Genomic DNA, 16,260 nt, shown 5'->3' on the forward strand with positions numbered 1-16,260 from the left:
ACTTCCCCCACGATCATTATCAGAGTCCACTATGCCTCACAACGCTGCTAATACCTCGATTCGCCAACGGGCGGTATTGCCCTGGATTTGGCAATTTCTTAAGCCCTATCGCCTGCGGGTGGTTGCGGCGATTGTATTTCTTTTGATTGGCTCCTTGGCCTGGCTATCCCTCGGGCAGGGCGTGCGGCTGATGGTGGACGAAGGTTTTATTAAGGATAACGCCCAGCGTCTCAATGAAATTATTCTGTTGGTACTGCTCATCACCGCCGTGAGTGGCACTGCGGTGTTTTGTCGTTTTTATTTGATGACTTGGCTCGGCGAGCGGGTCAGCGCCGATATAAGGCTAACGGTTTACAATCAACTGCTGAAGTTGTCTCCAGCCTTCTACGCCAAGGTGCGTACCGGTGAGGTGATTTCGCGCTTTACCGCCGACTCGACTCTGCTGCAAACCGTGGTCGGCTCGAGTCTGTCGATGGCGCTGCGCTCCGGCGTGACTGTGATCGGCGGGCTGGCGATGATGGGGATCACCAGCGTGAAGATGACGCTGCTGGTGCTACTGGCCGTGCCTTTGGTGCTGGGGCCTGTCGGTTTCTTTGGCCGAAAAGTGCGAACCTTAGCGCGGGAGAGTCAAGACAGGGTGGCGGATTTGGGGGCTTATGTGGATGAAACCTTACATGAAATCCACACAGTGCAAGCCTATGGTCATGAGGATAAAGACCGCAGTTTATTCAATGGTCGTGTCGAAGATGTGATGACCGCCGCCAGTGGCCGCATTCGTTACCGCGCCATGTTGATTTCCTCCGTGATGTTTTTAAGTATCGCCGCCATTGCATCTGTGACTTGGGTCGGCGCCCACGATGTGATGTCGGGAAAAATGACGGGCGGCGAACTGTCGGCCTTTATGTTTTATGCCGTGATGGTGGCAGGTGCCGTTGCAACCATTAGTGAAGTTGTCGGTGAGATCCAACGCGCCTCGGGCGCCGCCGAGCGCTTAATCGAACTGGCTGAAACTGAGGTCGATATTCCTGCGCCAGTGGTGCCTAAAACACTGCCCACGAAAGTGCGTGGCGAGCTGCAACTACAACAGCTGAATTTTCATTATCCCGAGCAAACTCAGTTAGTGCTCAGCGACTTAGAACTGACGATAACTGCGGGCGAGCGGGTGGCCTTGGTCGGGCCAAGTGGGGCCGGCAAGAGCACGCTATTTCAGTTATTGCAGCGGTTTTATGTACCGTCTTCGGGCAGCATTCATTTGGATGGGATTGATATTGCTGAGCTTTCACCAAAGGATTTACGGGCGCAGTTTGCGCTTGTGCCGCAGGATTCAGTGATTTTTGCTACTAGTGTGCTGGAAAATGTGCGCTATGGCCGCGTCGATGCCAGCGAGCAGGAGGTGATTGATGCCTGTATTGCGGCCCGTGCCCATGAGTTTATCAGCGAATTTAGTGAAGGTTATCAAACCTATTTGGGTGAGCGTGGCGTGCGCTTATCCGGTGGTCAAAAGCAGCGTATCGCGATTGCGAGAGCGATTCTTGCCGACAGGCCTATCTTGCTGCTCGATGAGGCGACCAGTGCGCTCGATGCCTTAAGCGAGCAAAAAGTAAAGCAGGCACTCGATGAATTGATGAAGGGGAAAACCACACTTATCATCGCCCATCGCCTTGCCACAGTGATCAATGCGGACCGAATTATCGTGTTCGATAAGGGACGTATCGTCGCCAGTGGTAAGCATCAAACCCTTTTACAAACCAATGCCTTATATCGTGAGTTTGCCAGTTTACAGCTGCTAACGGATGACGTGAGTGCGCTTAGTGAGTAAGGTTTGGATGGGAATGTCATGCAAATAAAACCCCAGAGTGTTGCTCTGGGGTTTTATTTTGGATTTAAGACTGCTCAAACATCGCTGATGTTTAGCTATGTTTAAGCCTGATGTTTCAGTTCTCGGCGCAGAATTTTACCCACGGTACTCTTAGGTAGCTGTGGCATAAACTCAATCAACTTGGGCAGCTTGTAGGCGGTGAGTTGCTCGCGGCAGAAGTTGATAATGGCGGTTTTCATTTGATCATGATCTTGGCTGTCATCTTTTAGCACAACAAAGGCTTTTACCGCTTCTCCTGAGTGTTCATCCCTTACGCCAACCACGGCACATTCAATGATATTTGGATGGCTGGCGAGCACGTTTTCGACCTCATTCGGATAGACGTTAAAGCCGGAGACAATAATCATATCCTTTTTGCGATCAACGATTTGATGGAATCCTTCCTCGTTCAAAATCGCAATATCCCCGGTTTTAAAGAAACCATCGGCAGTCATTACATTGGCCGTTTCTTGGGGATTATTCCAATAACCCAGCATCACTTGCGGGCCGCGGGCGGCGAGTTCGCCAGCTTCCCCTTGCGCGACTTCATTGCCGTTTTCATCTAGCAGTTTGACCTCAGTGCCGAGAACGGGCTTACCGATAGTGCCAATCTTCTGATATCCGGGAGCATTGAGTGAAATCACCGGTGAGGTTTCGGATAATCCATAACCTTCACTGATGGTATTGCCCGTAGTTTGTTGCCAGATATTAGCTGCGGCCGCGGTGAGTGCCGTACCACCCGAAATGGTGATTTTTAAATGACTGAAATCCAGCGCCTTAAATTCGGGCTGATGGCACAGGGCGACAAAGAGGGTGTTAAGCCCTGCAAAGCCGGTAAAAGGGTATTTAGCCAGTGTCTTGATTAAGCCACTAATATCACGGGGATTGGGGATTAATACCGAGCAACCACCACATTCAAAATACAGTACTAAGTTCACCATAAAGGCGTAGATATGGTAAATCGGCAGTGGCGCGACAAAAATATCTTCCCCTTCGCTGATAACGCTGCCAATGCGGGATTTTACCTGCGCCGCATTGGCGAGCATATTACCGTGGGTCAGCATGGCCCCCTTGGAGAGACCCGTTGTACCACCGGTATATTGCAGCGCCGCTAAGTCACCTGCGGCAGGGGCAACACGGTTAAAGGGCTGCTCGGCCCCTTGTTTTAGCACTTGGCAAAATTCGACATTTTTAAGCCCCGTTTTGGGCTGCACCTGCGGATCGATAAGATCTAACGGGTGAGTGGAAATCACCAATTCAATTGGTGTGGTCGCAACGACTTTAGCAAGGGTTGGCAACAGATCCGACAGCACCACTAAGGCCTTAGCGCCTGAGTCATTAAACTGATGAATAAGCTCTCGTTCGGTGTAGAGCGGGTTAGTGTTGACTAGGATAAGTCCCGCCCGCAGCGCACCATAGGCGGCGATAACAAACTGGGTAATGTTGGGTAATTGAATCGCGATCCGATCGCCGGGTTTTAGATTAGTGTTATTCTGCAAATAGGCAGCAAAATAGCGTGAATCGCGCTCTATATCATTGAAGCTGCTGGTTTTCCCCAAACAAGCATATGCCGTTTTATCACCAAAGCGTTGGCTAGTGCGTTCGATTAAGTCTATGAGTGATGAGTATTTGCCAAGTTCGAGTTGTGACTCTTGATCGTATGCCATGCCTAACTACCTCAAATAGGTTTATCGTTGTTATTATTTTAAAATCAAACGAGTGTTTAGATTAGAAGGATTCAACCTGTCAGGTCAACGTTTATCGTTAAATTATTGTAGCAATTTGCACGGCTATCCAATTGTAAAAATAGAACTTTTACTCTAATGAAGGGCGGTGAACTGCAGTGCAAATTTACTACAGCACACCTGAATTTGAGATGAAAAAGCGAGGGTTAGCGTCGAAATTAACGGGGAGATTGCTCATCGTGGCGTAGGGTGAGCACTTCGTATCCCGTAGGGGTGACAAGTATCGTATGTTCCGATTGCGCCGAGAGTTTTTTATCGCGGGTGACAACCGTCCAACCATCTTTTTTGAGCTTTATCTTTTCAGTGCCCTGATTCACCATGGGCTCAATGGTAAACACCATGCCCGCTTTGAGCTTAAGGCCTTGATTCGGCTTTCCATAGTGAAGGACTTGCGGCTCTTCATGCATTTCTTGACCTATCCCATGGCCGCAGTAATCCCTGACGATGCTATAACCAAAGGATTGCGCATATTGTTGAATCGCATGGCCAATATCGCCTAATGTCGCCCCAGGTTTTACCTGTTTGATCCCCTGCCACATGGCAAGATAGGTAACATCGGCCAGCTTTTGGGCTGGGGCGGGCGCCTGTGGCATCACATACATTTTACTGGAGTCGGCAATATAGCCGTTTTTCTCGAGGGTAATATCTAAGTTAATGATATCTGTGCTTTTGATGACCTCATTCGCTGAGGGTACACCATGACAGACCACTTCGTTAATGGATGAATTCAACACATATTGATAGCCATACTGCCCCTTACTCGCGGGACGCGATTTTAGCTCATTGACGATAAAGGCTTCGACCGTATCGTTGATATCCATGGTGCTGATACCGGGGCGGACATAGGTATCAAGCATTTGAAATACTTGAGCTAATAATTGCCCGGCGCAGCGCATCAGTGCAATTTCTTCGGCAGATTTTATCTTCACCTGATTATTCATCGGCCATTTCCTTTACCTGGGTCACGTTGGCTAGGTTCACATCCGCAGATTTCATCAGATCGGCGACTAACTGATTAAAGGAGAGCTGTGGATGCAATTCTGCCAGCATCCCGATCCTTATCCAGAATTCTGCCTGCGAGTTGATTGAACGTGACATGACCGAACTGGCTTTTCTCAGCTCATCATGCAGTTCTTCGGAAATTTTAACTATGCCCACAAGTATACTTTATATGTGTTTCGTATATTCATTGTATTCGATCTATATGGTGTTCCGTCAATGATAAATCGACATTGGTTTACCGCAATGACAGCCGAGCCTCTTTTGAGGCTGTCGCCGTAAGCGCAAGAGAAGTGGCTAGAAGGCTATGGTTTTGATTTGACGTACTTCATTTTTGTGCGGCGCGAGTTGAGGCTATTTAGCGGACTTTACGAAACAAGCGGAGCAAAAGCCCTGCGAACCACAGTGATTAACGGGCAAGATTTGCGCAAGTGACTAACGGTGATGCAGTGTGCTCGCTTATCGGCGAGCACACTGCCGCATGACGCGCTAAGGGCTAAAGAAGCCGGTTTCTTGGCTAACGCTTTGTTCAGGTTTGCTCACATCCGTTACCGAGAATTCGATAATTTTGCGTCCCGTTGGGATTGCATCCTTATCGGCTAATACTGTCACGGGATAATCCGACTGCTCGCCCGGAGCAAGGGTAATGACAGGATCGGCAATTAAGCTGAAGGGCATTTCGCTGTTGAGCGCGAGTTGATATTGCTTGGTTTGCTGAGTCTTGTTACGGATCTTCAGCTGGTAGGTATTTTCAACTTTATTATCGGCGGTTTCGCGATACAGGCTCTGTCTGTCGCGAATGACGTTAAGCTGAATCTCACTGCGACTGGAGAGATCTAAACCTATCACAACCAACATAATGACAACGGCGGCGCCGTAACCTAAAAAGCGTGGCGAGCGCCAGTTGGAATGGGTGATGCCCTTTAATTCATTCTCGCTGACATAGCTAATTAGGTTTTGTTTGTAGTCGAATTTTTGCATGGTTTCATTACAGGCATCGACACAGGCGCCGCAGTTAATGCACTCGTATTGTAGGCCTTGGCGAATATCAATCCCCGTCGGGCAGACTTCGACACATAAGTTACAGTCAACACAATCACCGAGTTCAGTCTGTTGTTTGCGTTTACGTGGGCCGCGCGCTTCGCCGCGTGCGGCATCATAGGTGACGGTTTTAGTGTTGGCATCGAACATGACGGCCTGAAAACGCGCGTAGGGGCAACAGTGTAAGCACATTTGCTCGCGCATCCAGCCTGCATTTAAGTAAGTGCAAATCGCGAAAAACCATACCCAGCAGGTCGTCCAAAAGCCGGCGTTGCCGGTAAAAATATCTAAATAGAGTTCGCGTGCGGGGATGAAATAACCGATGAATCCACAGCCAGTAATTAAGGCGGCTAACCCCCACAGGCCGTGTTTGAGACTTCTTTTTCCGACTTTATTGGCTGACCACGGCGCCTTATCCAGCAATTTACGTTTGTTGCTGTTGCCCTCAATTCGGCTCTCGAGCCAGACAAACATAAAAGTCCACGCGGTTTGCGGGCAAAGATAGCCACACCAGACGCGCCCCCAAAACACAGTAATGAAAAACAATCCAAAGGCGGCAGCAATAAACACCCAAGCGAGTAAGGTGAAATCCTGTGGCCAGAGCGTGAGGCCGAAAAAGAAGAACTGCTGCTGACTCACATCCAGTAATATCGCTTGCCGACCATCAAATGAAATAAAGGGCAGGGCAAAAAACAGCAGTACTAACAGGCTATTCATTGTGGTTCTTAGGCGCTGAAAATAACCCTTCTGCTCTCGGAAATGAATCTGACCATTCACGGGGGCTGGTTTATCGTCCGCCTGGATATTTTTTACGGGGATAAATTGCTCAGCAGAGGGGCGCTTGGCGTTCTCTCTGTGTTGGGTGTCACTCTTGGGCATATGCTGTCCTAACGGCTTAAATAAGATTCGGCTCCCTATAGCAAACGTTAGGCCAAGAGTTTTTTTTGTTTTAACTTATTGATATTTAATGATTAAGTTTATTTGCGATTTAGTAGGTGTCGCGATATATCGCTAATTGGCGATATATCGCGTTTTTAACGCTATTCTTCCGCGAGGTTTTGGCGTGTAATCCCAAGCTTCTTCATCCGCGATCTGAGTGTACTTGGCGGGACGCCGAGCACATTGGCCGCACCGTTGGAGCCCGAAATACGCCAATTGAGCTGCTTTAATGTTTGTTCTATGTGTTGTGCTTCCGCCTCGGCCAAGGTTTGTAAAGGTGAAGCCGCGGTTTGAGTCTGCAGGTGATGCGTGGGCATGGCATGGATTTGTAAAATATCCGTTTGAGATAAAATGGCCTCCCGTTCGAGGATATTTTGCAATTCACGCACATTACCTGGCCAGCTGTAGGCCATCAGTTTTTGCAGACCTTTTTGGCTCACGCCGCGCAGTTTCTTACCGAGTTTGCGGTTTAGGGAATGCAAAATGTGGCTGACAAGCTCGGGCATGTCCTCAAGTCTTGCCCTCAGCGGCGGCACTTGGATTGGGAAGACATTCAAGCGGTAATAGAGATCCATCCTGAATAAGCCCTGTTCAACGCGCTTGAGTAAATCATGGTGACTGGCGGCGACTAAGCGAATATCGACCTTAATGGTTTCACTGCCGCCGAGTCGTTCGAAGGATTGCTCTTGGATCACCCGCAGCAACTTAGATTGCGCCTCCAAACTTAATTCGGCCACCTCATCGAGAAACAGTGTGCCTTGATGGGCGAGTTCGAAGCGACCCTTGCGCTGCTGCGTCGCGCCGGTAAAGGCACCTTTCTCATGGCCAAACAACTCACTCTCTAACAATGAGGCTGAAAACGCCGCGCAGTTAACGCTGATCATGGGCTTATCTTTACGGCGACTCAGTTGATGTAAGTTACGGGCAACCAGTTCTTTGCCTGTGCCATTTTCACCACAAATCAATACGGTACTGTCAGTATTGGCCACCATATGCAGCTGCTGGATCATATGGCGGATCACCGCGCTGCTGCCCGAAATATCCACATCGCCGGTTTTATCGGCTAACTCGGCTTGGAGATAGTGATTCTCGCTGGCCAGTTGCTCCGACAGGGCTTGAACCTGTGCTAAAGCTTGACGTAGCGACTGCTCGGTTTGTTTCTGAATACTGATGTCGCGAAATATCGCGACTACGCCGATAAGCTTGTTGTCCCGATAGACGGGGGTCGAGCTGTAATGCACTGGAAAGCTACTGCCATCTTTGCGCCAAAACACATCGTGGGTGATTTCCCTTGCTATTCCATCCTTCAAGGTATTGTAGATGGGACAATCTTCTTGGGGATAATGACTGCCATCCGCATGGCTATGATGATGGCAATTATGGATATTTTTGCCGAGTAATTCTTCATTCTTCCAGCCCGTCATGCGCTCGGCGGCGGGATTGATGAAGACGGCATTACCATTTAAATCAAACCCATAAATGCCTTCACCCACGGCATTGAGCAGTAGCTGGTTCTCTGGCAGAAAATGTTTATCCAAGGGCATTGCGGCGGGCTGTGTTGAGGTCATTCCGTTGATTCCTTAATACGAATGAGTGCCCAGAGTATAACCCCTTGAGTCGTGTCGCGATATATCGTGAGTTGCTCGGTAATGCTCGAATTGAATGGCTTAGAGGTATGTTTAGAGGTCTGACCATTAACTTGTTGATAATAAAAAGCTTATATTTTAATCGATCGAAAGTTGTATTTAGTGCTGGCGTAAAAGAGTAAATTGTTATAAAAATGTTTCATAAATATCTTTGGCTAAGTTGACCTGAACAAAGCAGGCTCGCCCTTAAGACTGGGAATTCACGGCAACGCGGAGATGTTTATTGAAGTACGGTGTGAGTGAATGAACGAGTTTAATAGCGTTTTGGGGTGAGATGGCTGTTAAGAGTACGGAGTGATTTTCTGCCCACCTTTCCGGAAAATTACTTTCTACTGATTTGAAGTGTGCAAAAAGGCTGCGATGCAGCCTTTTTTATTGCGCGAGTGTTTTAATCTTAAAGCTTTGTTTTTGAATTTTAATCAAAATCAATTGCTTACAGTGCTTTTGCCTGAGCTAAGCCATTAAGTACAGCTTCTATGGTGAGCGTTGAAGGCAGCACTATGCCGTTAGGCGCCCTTGGACCATAGACCTTATTGTAAGGTGTACCAGGTACGCCTTCATGCCTCATATAACCCGCAATGGTGGAATCGGCTTCGCTCCAATTTCCCTGCATCAAAATAACCTTGTCGGCCATCAGCGCATTCACCACTTGCTCTCTGTGGGTGACTTCAGCCTTGTTGGTTTGGCAAATGCTGCACCAGTCAGAGGTGATATCCACAAACACTGTGTAGCCATCGGCGACCAGCGGCGCGATTTTTTCAGGGGCTAGCGTATGCCACTGCAGCTTTTGATAGGCTTGATAATCTTCGCCTTTATGTACAAAACCGATAATTCCGCCTAGACCTACGGCGAAAAATCCCAATACAAAAATCACCGCCAGTGGAATGCGCTTACCTTTGCTGCGTTGCCAGATTAGCAGACTAATCGCGCCCACGAGTAATGCGAGAATGGCCAGACTGATAAGAGTGATAGTGCCCATAGATGCCTACATAAGTTTCCGATAATCCAATCTATCTTAGCGGCTAACAGCTTAAATCTGCGTGAATTTATGCTTTAAAAGCCGATTAAAGCTTTGACGCATTCGGTTGCAATTGTGCTTTTGCGCCGAGTGCACAGTCTTTGTAAGCTGGTGCACCAATAAAAAGATCACAAAATAACCACTACAGAAGGGAAGGATAATTGATGCGAGCGCTAACAGAAAAGCAAACGCCCTCAAGGCTGAAATGGGCAAGTGTGTTGCTGCCCTTGTTATTCACTGTGTCCATAGTAGGTCATGCCGACCCCGCGCAAAAAAGCGAAGCTAAAGTGGATAAGCTAGTGCCAGAGGTGGTGACGACTAAGCACAGAATGACGATTCAAAATCAAAAGATCAGCTATCAAGCCATTAGTGGAGAAACCATTTTAGAGGATGATAAGGGTGAGCCTCAGGCGAGCATCTTCTCTATTACGTATTTACGGGATGATGTGCAGGACAGCAGTAAACGCCCTGTCACGTTTATTTTTAACGGTGGCCCAGGTTCAGCCTCGCTGTGGCTGCACATGGGACTCTTTGGGCCAAAACGTGTGATTGTGCCAGGTGATGCCAAAGATGATGGTGCGGCGCCTTATCGGATTGAAGCCAACGATTACTCATTACTCGATGAGTCTGATTTAGTATTTATCGACCCTGTGGGTACTGGTTTTAGCCGTGCGCTTGGTGAGAAGAAAGGTGCCGATTTTTGGGGCGTGAAAGAAGATGCCCAATCCATTGCCGAGTTTATGCGCCGTTGGTTGATTGAACATAAGCGTTGGAATTCGCTTAAATATCTTGCCGGTGAAAGTTATGGTACAACACGAGCCGCAGCATTAGTGGATGAGCTCCAAGGCGGTTGGACCGATATCTCGGTCAATGGTGTGATGCTGATTTCATCGATTCTCGACTTTAGCCACGCTCGCTATCAACCGGGTAATAACCAACCCTACATTGGTTTTTTACCGACTATGGCGGCAACTACGTTTTATCACAATAAAGTCAACGATGCCGATAAGGCCTTGGGGCTCGAAGCGTTTGTCGAACAGGCGCGTCAATTCGCCATCAAGGATTATGCCTTAGCCCTATTGCAGGGTAGCCGTTTGGCGCAAAGCGATTATCAAAGCGTACGCAAACAGTTGGCGCGTTTTACAGGCTTGAGTGAGTCTTACCTCGATCGAGTGAATTTACGGGTGAGTGCGAGTCGCTATACCAAGGAATTGCTCAGGGATCAGGATTTAACAGTCGGGCGGTTAGACAGCCGTTACACCGGCAAAGATTACGACAGTGGCGGTGACTCGACCGATAATGACCCTTCAGGATATGGTATCGATGGCGCTTATACGGCGGCTATCCATCAATATCTGTATGAGGATTTGGGGGTTAAATTATCACGCCCCTTCAACGTGCTCTCCACCGATGTTAACCGTGGCTGGAACTGGAATATCAGCGGTAAGCAAATGCATTATGTGAATGTGGCGCCCTATTTAGGGCAGGCGCAGCGCGAGAATAAAGACCTGCGCATTTTTGTTGGTAACGGTTATTTCGATTTTGCGACGCCCTTCTTCGCGACTGAAAATACCTTTGCCGATAATGGTATAGATAATAGCCGCGTCACTATGCATTACTACAAGGCAGGCCACATGATGTATATAGAGCCCGCATCGCTTGCGCAACTGGTACAAGATATCCGCACTTTTTATCATCCTAACGCGGCTAAATGAGAGTGACCGTATTGTTTGGCCAGTGTTAAACTGCCACTCCTGTGAAGGCCCTATTGAGGGCCTTTTTATGCTTTAAAGGGTTAAAAATGAGCTTTAGTACTTGGTTAGGGCTATTGGCGATTTGTTGCTTGGGCGCTATGTCTCCCGGGCCGAGTTTGGCCATGGTGGTGCGTCATACCTTGGGCGGTGGTCGCGGCAAGGGGATTGTTTGCGCTTGGGCACACTCGATTGGTATTGGCATTTATGCGTTAGTGACGTTACTCGGCCTAGCCGTTGTATTGAAAAAAGCGCCGTTGATTTTTAATGGGATCGCGATTTTAGGCGCGCTCTATCTCGCATGGATGGGGATCCAATCATTGCGCTCAAGCGGTGGTATGCAGGCAAAACTTGCGGCGGGGGAGGCGACGGATACGCTCACGGCTGCGCGGGATGGTATCGCGATTTCCCTGTTCAATCCTAAGATTATGTTGTTCTTTTTAGCGCTGTTTAGCCAGTTTGTCATGGCGGCCGATAGCTTGACGGGTCAAGCACTTATTGTGTTAACGCCGTTGGTGGTTGACGGGCTTTGGTATACCTTGATTGCCTTACTGCTGTCCCATTCGAGCGTATTGCCTAAATTGCGGGAAAAAGCGGGGCTTATCGATAAGCTCTCTGGTGTGGTGCTGATCCTGCTCGCGATACGCGTGGTGTATACCCTGTAACGTATTGCAATACGTTTAGAACAGTACGAAGAGATAAATGCACAGAGATAAAAAACGCCATCCTAGGATGGCGTTTTTTATGGGATTTTAGCAGGCGATGCTTGGCCTATAACGCATCATCAGCCTTTAAATATTTGTACCGAATCATCCGCTGCCACCGCTTCTTCCTGCATAACGGGTGGATTGGCGATATGGTCGTCTAAGTTGTCGTTTAGCATTTCGCGGTATTCGGCGCTAAACCAGTCGAGCGCGTTGTCTTTTTCTGCGCCTAAATCAGCAGATTTAATTGCGGCTTCAAAGGCGTTAAAACGGGCTGCGGCAAAACGCAGGGCAGTGCCGACTTTACCGACATCAGCTTCCTGCTGGCTTAGCTGATTGGCTAAGGCAATAAATTGATCGGCAAGTTCAAAAATCGTGGTGTTGCTGGTATCAGTCATAGCGCTTACTCAAAATAATTTATTGGTGGGCGATTCTATCCTAAATTCTGCAGGAAGGAACCGCTTAGGCTTAAGTATTGGGATCTAAATCTGTTGTAGTGAGCCTAATTCTTCGCACGTCACCTATGGCTCAATTGCGGTTAGTTTGATGGTTGATTGGGCGATATTGTATTTGGTATCAATGGGTTTTGCTGCATCGTTTCAAGACGGAAGATATGTAACAGTTCTATCATCGTGATTTAAATTCTTGCCGATTTGGGATGTAGATAGCCTGCCGAAATACAAGGTCTGCATGGCGGTGCGGGGGAAATAATATCTGATTTAGCCTCCTGTGAGGATTCATCTTCTGTTCAGTTAGCCACTCGCATACTGCTTCCATCAACAGGAGAACCGCCATGAAAGCAATTAAACTTACTCTGTCAGCCTTACTACTCGCTGCAGCTTCATCTTCGGCCATTGCGGCAGATGTCGGAGTGTCGATTAACATCGGCGATCCAAACTTTTACGGTCAGATCAATATTGGTAATTTTCCTCGTCCACAGGTGATTTACGAACAGCCTATCGTGATAGAGCAGTCTCGGGTCGTGTATGAACCTATCTATCTGCATGTGCCGCCTGGTCATGCGAAAAAATGGGGTCGCTATTGTGCCTCCTACGGTGCCTGCGGCCGCCCAGTCTATTTTGTTCAGGATGTCTGGTATCGCGATGAGTACGTACCCCGTTATCGCTCCTATAAACAGGATAAGCATCACCACAAACATTACGACAAACATGAGCGCCGCAAAGATAGGGATGACGACCGTGGTCATGGCCACCGTGGTCGCGATTAGTACGGATTATTTGAACAAACGCCCCTGTCACGCTAGCTGATGGCTTATCAGAGCCATTTGCGAATCAAAGCGCGGAGGCGCAACATGGCGCAGCACTCAACTTTGCTCGAGTTAACTTTTGCGATACGGGGCGTTTCTCAATAGCAAGCGATTGCCTTTACCAAAGGGATGGAACGGGTTTAGGTCTTAATTTGCTTGCGATATCTCAAGGTTAGGGAATAAAAACCGGAGTTGGCTTGTCATGTCGCGCTATCACTTTTAAGCTAACGGCATCGTAACTTAAGTAAGAGAAACAGATTTTGGCGACTTGGCAGGCATTTATTGATCATCAACGTTCTCAACCCTATTACCAGCAGTTGATAGCATTTGTGAATCAAGAGCGTGAATTGGGTAAGGTTATTTATCCTCCTAAAGAGGATGTGTACAACGCCTTTAAAACAACCCCATTGGAGCAAGTGCGTGTAGTGCTTATCGGTCAAGATCCCTACCATGGCCCCGACCAAGCCCACGGTCTGTGTTTCTCGGTTAAGCGAGGCATTAAACCGCCGCCATCGCTGGCCAATATGTATAAAGAGTTAGTGAACGATATTCCCGGTTTCCAAATCCCAAACCATGGTGATTTAACCCAATGGGCGGAGCAGGGGATCTTGATGCTCAATACCGTGCTGACGGTGGAGCAAGGCCAAGCCCACTCCCATGCTAATGCAGGCTGGGAAACCTTCACCACTGAGGCGTTAAAGCTGCTAAATGCGCAGGAGCGGCCGATTATTTTCGTACTCTGGGGCAGCCATGCCATCAAAAAAGGGGCGGTAATTACTGCGCCACAGCATCAAATTTTGTCGGGACCCCACCCGTCACCACTGTCGGCCTATCGCGGCTTCTTCGGTTGTGGGCATTTTTCTAAAGTGAATCAACTGCTGATGGCGCGGGGCGAAGCGCCTATCCAATGGCAGGTCTAAGTTCGCTTTAATAAAGAACCTTGTCTCGTCCTAAGATAGGTTGACAGTTTTTAGGCCAGCTCCAGTAGCTGGTCTTTTCTATTGTGCACCTGATTAGGGGAGTCCATATTCAAACTCAGATGCGGTCTCATATTGTTGTATATTGCTATCGATTCTCTAACAAGTATCTTCAGCTCCGCAAATGTCCTACATCGGTGCAGTAAAAACTCCTGCTTCAGTATGCCATTTACTCTTTCTGCTAATGCATTTTGGTAGCAATCATAACCATCCGTCATTGACGGCTGGATTTGGCTCGCCTGAAGCGCATTCTGATAAACGGCTGAGCAGTACTGTAAGCCTCTGTCTGAGTGATGCACCGCGTTGCCGATATAGCGCTTATCTTTGATGGCCATTTTTAACGCTTTCACCACACTCTCGGCTTTCATGTCTTTACTCACGTGATGACCGACTATTTTACGAGAACTGGCATCGGTGATCAGTGACAGGTAGTGCACACCTTGGTCTGACTCAAGATAGGTGATATCGCTGACCAGTACATGCCCTGCATCGTGCAGTCCCTCCTCTTTCAGCAGATTAGGATGCTTCTTCATCCAGTGTTTGCTGAACGTGGTTTTTGTGTAGCTTTTCTTCGGTTTAACCAGTAAACCTTCACTTCTCAAATAGGTAAAGAACCCATCTCGCCCGAGTTTAATATCGTGCTCAACCAGCTTGGATTTTATCAACGTGTAGAGCTTACGGGCCCCTAACCTTGGCATATATTTACGCCAGTACTGGACCCAGTCTTTGATAACCGATAGCTCAGCTCTACGACTTTCCATTCGAGCAACTGCCTGATAAATACCTTGCCTCGACATACCCGCAGCACGACATGCGGCAGCGAGGTTTATTTCTCCGTTGCCTTTTGCTTGCCAGACGTACCGGATAAGTACTTTTTTCTGAGGCCTGCTCCATATTCATTGTCCATGATATCAACCATGCCATTGAGGATTTGGTTACGCAGTTTCTCTTCTGCTAACTCACGTTCAAGGCGCTTGATCGTTTCGGCAGGTGTTTCTTTTGACTTAGTCATAAGGGGATGCTGAAAAGGTTTCGACCAATCAAGTCTACCATGTTTTCTAAGCCAGACGAGTACCGTTGAACGGCCTTGAATACCAAAATGGGCTTGGGCTTGTTTGTACGTCATTTCGCCTTTTTCAACACGCTCTACAACGCCTAATTTAAAGGCTAAGGTGTAATCTCGTTGTGTGCGCTTACGGCTTGAGTTAATTAATGTTGTCATAAAGAAATCCTCTTTATGTCAACGTATTTCAGGACGGGACACCTTAAAAATAAAAAGGCCTTGCTAAGCAAGGCCTTTTTATTGATTTATCGCAGCCAATTAGTGGTTACGATCAACGGAGATTTTTGCCAGCGAAATTAATGCGGTTTTGAAGTCACTGTCGGGTAATACTGCCAACGCTGCAATCGCCTTGTTGGATTCTTCAATGGCTTTTTGCTGAGTGTAAGTGAGCGCGCCACAGTGATGCAGAGCGGCAACAATTTTCTCAATGGCGTGGGTGCCATCACCTTGCTCAATGGCTTGGCGAATGAGTTGCTGCTCTTCTTCTGTGCCATGGGCAATCGCATAGATTAGCGGTAAGGTCGGTTTACCTTCGGCGAGATCATCACCAATGTTTTTACCTAACTCTTCACTGTCGGCGGTGTAGTCGAGTAAATCGTCGGTCAGCTGGAAGGCTGTACCTAAATATTTGCCATAGTCGCCTAATGCGGTTTCTTGCTCGGGTGTGGCGCCGGCTAATACCGCGGCCAGTAACGTGGCGGCTTCGAATAGCTTAGCGGTCTTGCAATAGATCACCCGCATATAGCTTTCTTCTGTGGTATTAGGGTCGTTACAGTTCATTAGCTGTAATACTTCACCTTCGGCCAATACGTTAGTGGTATCGGCTAATACACGCAGTACTCGCATGCTGTCGAGTTCGGTCATCATTTGGAATGAGCGGGTATAAAGGAAGTCACCTACTAATACACTGGCGCTGTTACCAAAGAGTGCGTTGGCGGTTTCGCGGCCGCGTCTGAGGGTCGATTCATCGACCACATCATCGTGCAATAATGAAGCGGTATGAATAAATTCAATAATCGCGGCAAGCTTAAGGTGGGCTTCACCTTGATAGTCGACTGCGCGCGCTGCGAGGACGGACAGTAAAGGACGAAGACGTTTACCACCACCATTAATAATGTAGAAACCTAACTGGTTAATCAGGGCGACATCTGACTCCAGCTGTTTATAGATCAGCTGATTGACTGCTTGCATATCAGTGTCAGCCAGTTGACGAATAGCGTTTAAATCCATAATAGACTCTGGTTGTGGGGCC

At 48.1% G+C, this 16,260-nt stretch carries 14 protein-coding genes; 5 read left to right on the forward strand and 9 right to left on the reverse strand.

Annotated elements, in window-relative coordinates; genetic code table 11:
- Positions 1 to 31 precede the first annotated feature (31 nt).
- Positions 32 to 1,819 carry an ABC transporter ATP-binding protein/permease gene (locus tag CF168_RS04595; protein ID WP_089067132.1) on the forward strand — a complete coding sequence of 596 codons (1,788 nt, stop codon included), beginning with the start codon at positions 32 to 34 and terminating at the stop codon, positions 1,817 to 1,819.
- 101 nt (positions 1,820 to 1,920) lie between these two features.
- On the opposite strand, the gene CF168_RS04600 is transcribed toward CF168_RS04595, so the two are convergent.
- The 6 genes from CF168_RS04600 to CF168_RS04625 form a co-directional block, all read right to left on the reverse strand.
- Positions 1,921 to 3,525: an AMP-binding protein gene (locus CF168_RS04600; RefSeq protein ID WP_089067133.1), complete on the reverse strand. Its 1,605-nt coding sequence runs from the start codon at positions 3,523 to 3,525 to the stop codon at positions 1,921 to 1,923.
- A 236-nt stretch (positions 3,526 to 3,761) separates the two neighbouring features.
- Positions 3,762 to 4,544: a type I methionyl aminopeptidase gene (gene map, locus CF168_RS04605; RefSeq protein ID WP_089067134.1), complete on the reverse strand. Its 783-nt coding sequence runs from the start codon at positions 4,542 to 4,544 to the stop codon at positions 3,762 to 3,764.
- Positions 4,537 to 4,761 (reverse strand): ParD-like family protein, encoded by a 225-nt coding sequence (locus tag CF168_RS04610; protein ID WP_011621680.1) that lies wholly within the window; start codon positions 4,759 to 4,761, stop codon positions 4,537 to 4,539. The genes map and CF168_RS04610 overlap by 8 nt, the downstream gene beginning before the upstream one ends.
- A 330-nt stretch (positions 4,762 to 5,091) precedes the next feature.
- Positions 5,092 to 6,522, reverse strand: coding sequence for a cytochrome c oxidase accessory protein CcoG (gene ccoG / locus CF168_RS04615; protein ID WP_089067135.1), 1,431 nt, complete (start codon positions 6,520 to 6,522; stop codon positions 5,092 to 5,094).
- 161 nt (positions 6,523 to 6,683) lie between these two features.
- Positions 6,684 to 8,150, reverse strand: a complete 1,467-nt coding sequence (locus tag CF168_RS04620) for a sigma-54 interaction domain-containing protein (RefSeq protein ID WP_089067136.1) — start codon at positions 8,148 to 8,150, stop codon at positions 6,684 to 6,686.
- Positions 8,151 to 8,661: 511 nt separating this feature from the next.
- Positions 8,662 to 9,207 carry a thioredoxin family protein gene (locus CF168_RS04625; protein ID WP_089067137.1) on the reverse strand — a complete coding sequence of 182 codons (546 nt, stop codon included), beginning with the start codon at positions 9,205 to 9,207 and terminating at the stop codon, positions 8,662 to 8,664.
- A 203-nt stretch (positions 9,208 to 9,410) separates the two neighbouring features.
- On the opposite strand from CF168_RS04625, the gene CF168_RS04630 reads away from it, so the two are divergent.
- Positions 9,411 to 10,961, forward strand: coding sequence for a S10 family peptidase (locus tag CF168_RS04630; protein WP_240520061.1), 1,551 nt, complete (start codon positions 9,411 to 9,413; stop codon positions 10,959 to 10,961).
- Between the two features lie 86 nt (positions 10,962 to 11,047).
- Complete coding sequence (locus tag CF168_RS04635; protein ID WP_089067139.1) at positions 11,048 to 11,662, forward strand: LysE family translocator; 615 nt, start codon at positions 11,048 to 11,050, stop codon at positions 11,660 to 11,662.
- 119 nt (positions 11,663 to 11,781) lie between these two features.
- Here CF168_RS04635 and CF168_RS04640 read toward each other — a convergent pair whose 3' ends face one another.
- A complete protein-coding gene (locus CF168_RS04640; protein WP_089067140.1) occupies positions 11,782 to 12,099 on the reverse strand; it encodes a DUF3144 domain-containing protein in 318 nt (105 codons plus the stop codon).
- Positions 12,100 to 12,494: 395 nt separating this feature from the next.
- On the opposite strand from CF168_RS04640, the gene CF168_RS04645 reads away from it, so the two are divergent.
- A complete protein-coding gene (locus tag CF168_RS04645) occupies positions 12,495 to 12,929 on the forward strand; it encodes a hypothetical protein (RefSeq protein ID WP_011627030.1) in 435 nt (144 codons plus the stop codon).
- A gap of 299 nt (positions 12,930 to 13,228) precedes the next feature.
- Positions 13,229 to 13,888, forward strand: coding sequence for a uracil-DNA glycosylase (gene ung, locus CF168_RS04650; protein WP_011621688.1), 660 nt, complete (start codon positions 13,229 to 13,231; stop codon positions 13,886 to 13,888).
- Positions 13,889 to 13,938: 50 nt separating this feature from the next.
- Here the strand turns inward: ung and CF168_RS04655 are convergent.
- Together CF168_RS04655 and ispB are read right to left on the reverse strand one after the other, a co-directional pair.
- A protein-coding gene (locus CF168_RS04655; protein ID WP_089067141.1) for an IS3 family transposase occupies positions 13,939 to 15,167 on the reverse strand; the annotation gives its coding sequence in 2 pieces (ribosomal slippage) (positions 13,939 to 14,816 and positions 14,816 to 15,167; 1,230 coding nt in all).
- A gap of 99 nt (positions 15,168 to 15,266) precedes the next feature.
- Positions 15,267 to 16,238 (reverse strand): octaprenyl diphosphate synthase, encoded by a 972-nt coding sequence (ispB, locus tag CF168_RS04660; protein WP_041408978.1) that lies wholly within the window; start codon positions 16,236 to 16,238, stop codon positions 15,267 to 15,269.
- Positions 16,239 to 16,260 lie beyond the last annotated feature (22 nt).

The sequence above is a fragment of the Shewanella bicestrii genome (assembly GCF_002216875.1).
Classification (GTDB): domain Bacteria; phylum Pseudomonadota; class Gammaproteobacteria; order Enterobacterales; family Shewanellaceae; genus Shewanella; species Shewanella seohaensis.

Coding starts and splice junctions, on each gene's coding strand:
- CF168_RS04630 (WP_240520061.1), top strand. CDS start 9,411: ATGCGAGCGCTAACAGAAAAGCAAACGCCCTCAAGGCTGAAATGGGCA.
- CF168_RS04645 (WP_011627030.1), top strand. CDS start 12,495: ATGAAAGCAATTAAACTTACTCTGTCAGCCTTACTACTCGCTGCAGCT.
- ccoG (WP_089067135.1), bottom strand. CDS start 6,522: ATGCCCAAGAGTGACACCCAACACAGAGAGAACGCCAAGCGCCCCTCT.
- CF168_RS04625 (WP_089067137.1), bottom strand. CDS start 9,207: ATGGGCACTATCACTCTTATCAGTCTGGCCATTCTCGCATTACTCGTG.
- map (WP_089067134.1), bottom strand. CDS start 4,544: ATGAATAATCAGGTGAAGATAAAATCTGCCGAAGAAATTGCACTGATG.
- CF168_RS04640 (WP_089067140.1), bottom strand. CDS start 12,099: ATGACTGATACCAGCAACACCACGATTTTTGAACTTGCCGATCAATTT.
- ispB (WP_041408978.1), bottom strand. CDS start 16,238: ATGGATTTAAACGCTATTCGTCAACTGGCTGACACTGATATGCAAGCA.
- CF168_RS04620 (WP_089067136.1), bottom strand. CDS start 8,150: ATGACCTCAACACAGCCCGCCGCAATGCCCTTGGATAAACATTTTCTG.
- CF168_RS04600 (WP_089067133.1), bottom strand. CDS start 3,525: ATGGCATACGATCAAGAGTCACAACTCGAACTTGGCAAATACTCATCA.
- CF168_RS04635 (WP_089067139.1), top strand. CDS start 11,048: ATGAGCTTTAGTACTTGGTTAGGGCTATTGGCGATTTGTTGCTTGGGC.
- CF168_RS04595 (WP_089067132.1), top strand. CDS start 32: ATGCCTCACAACGCTGCTAATACCTCGATTCGCCAACGGGCGGTATTG.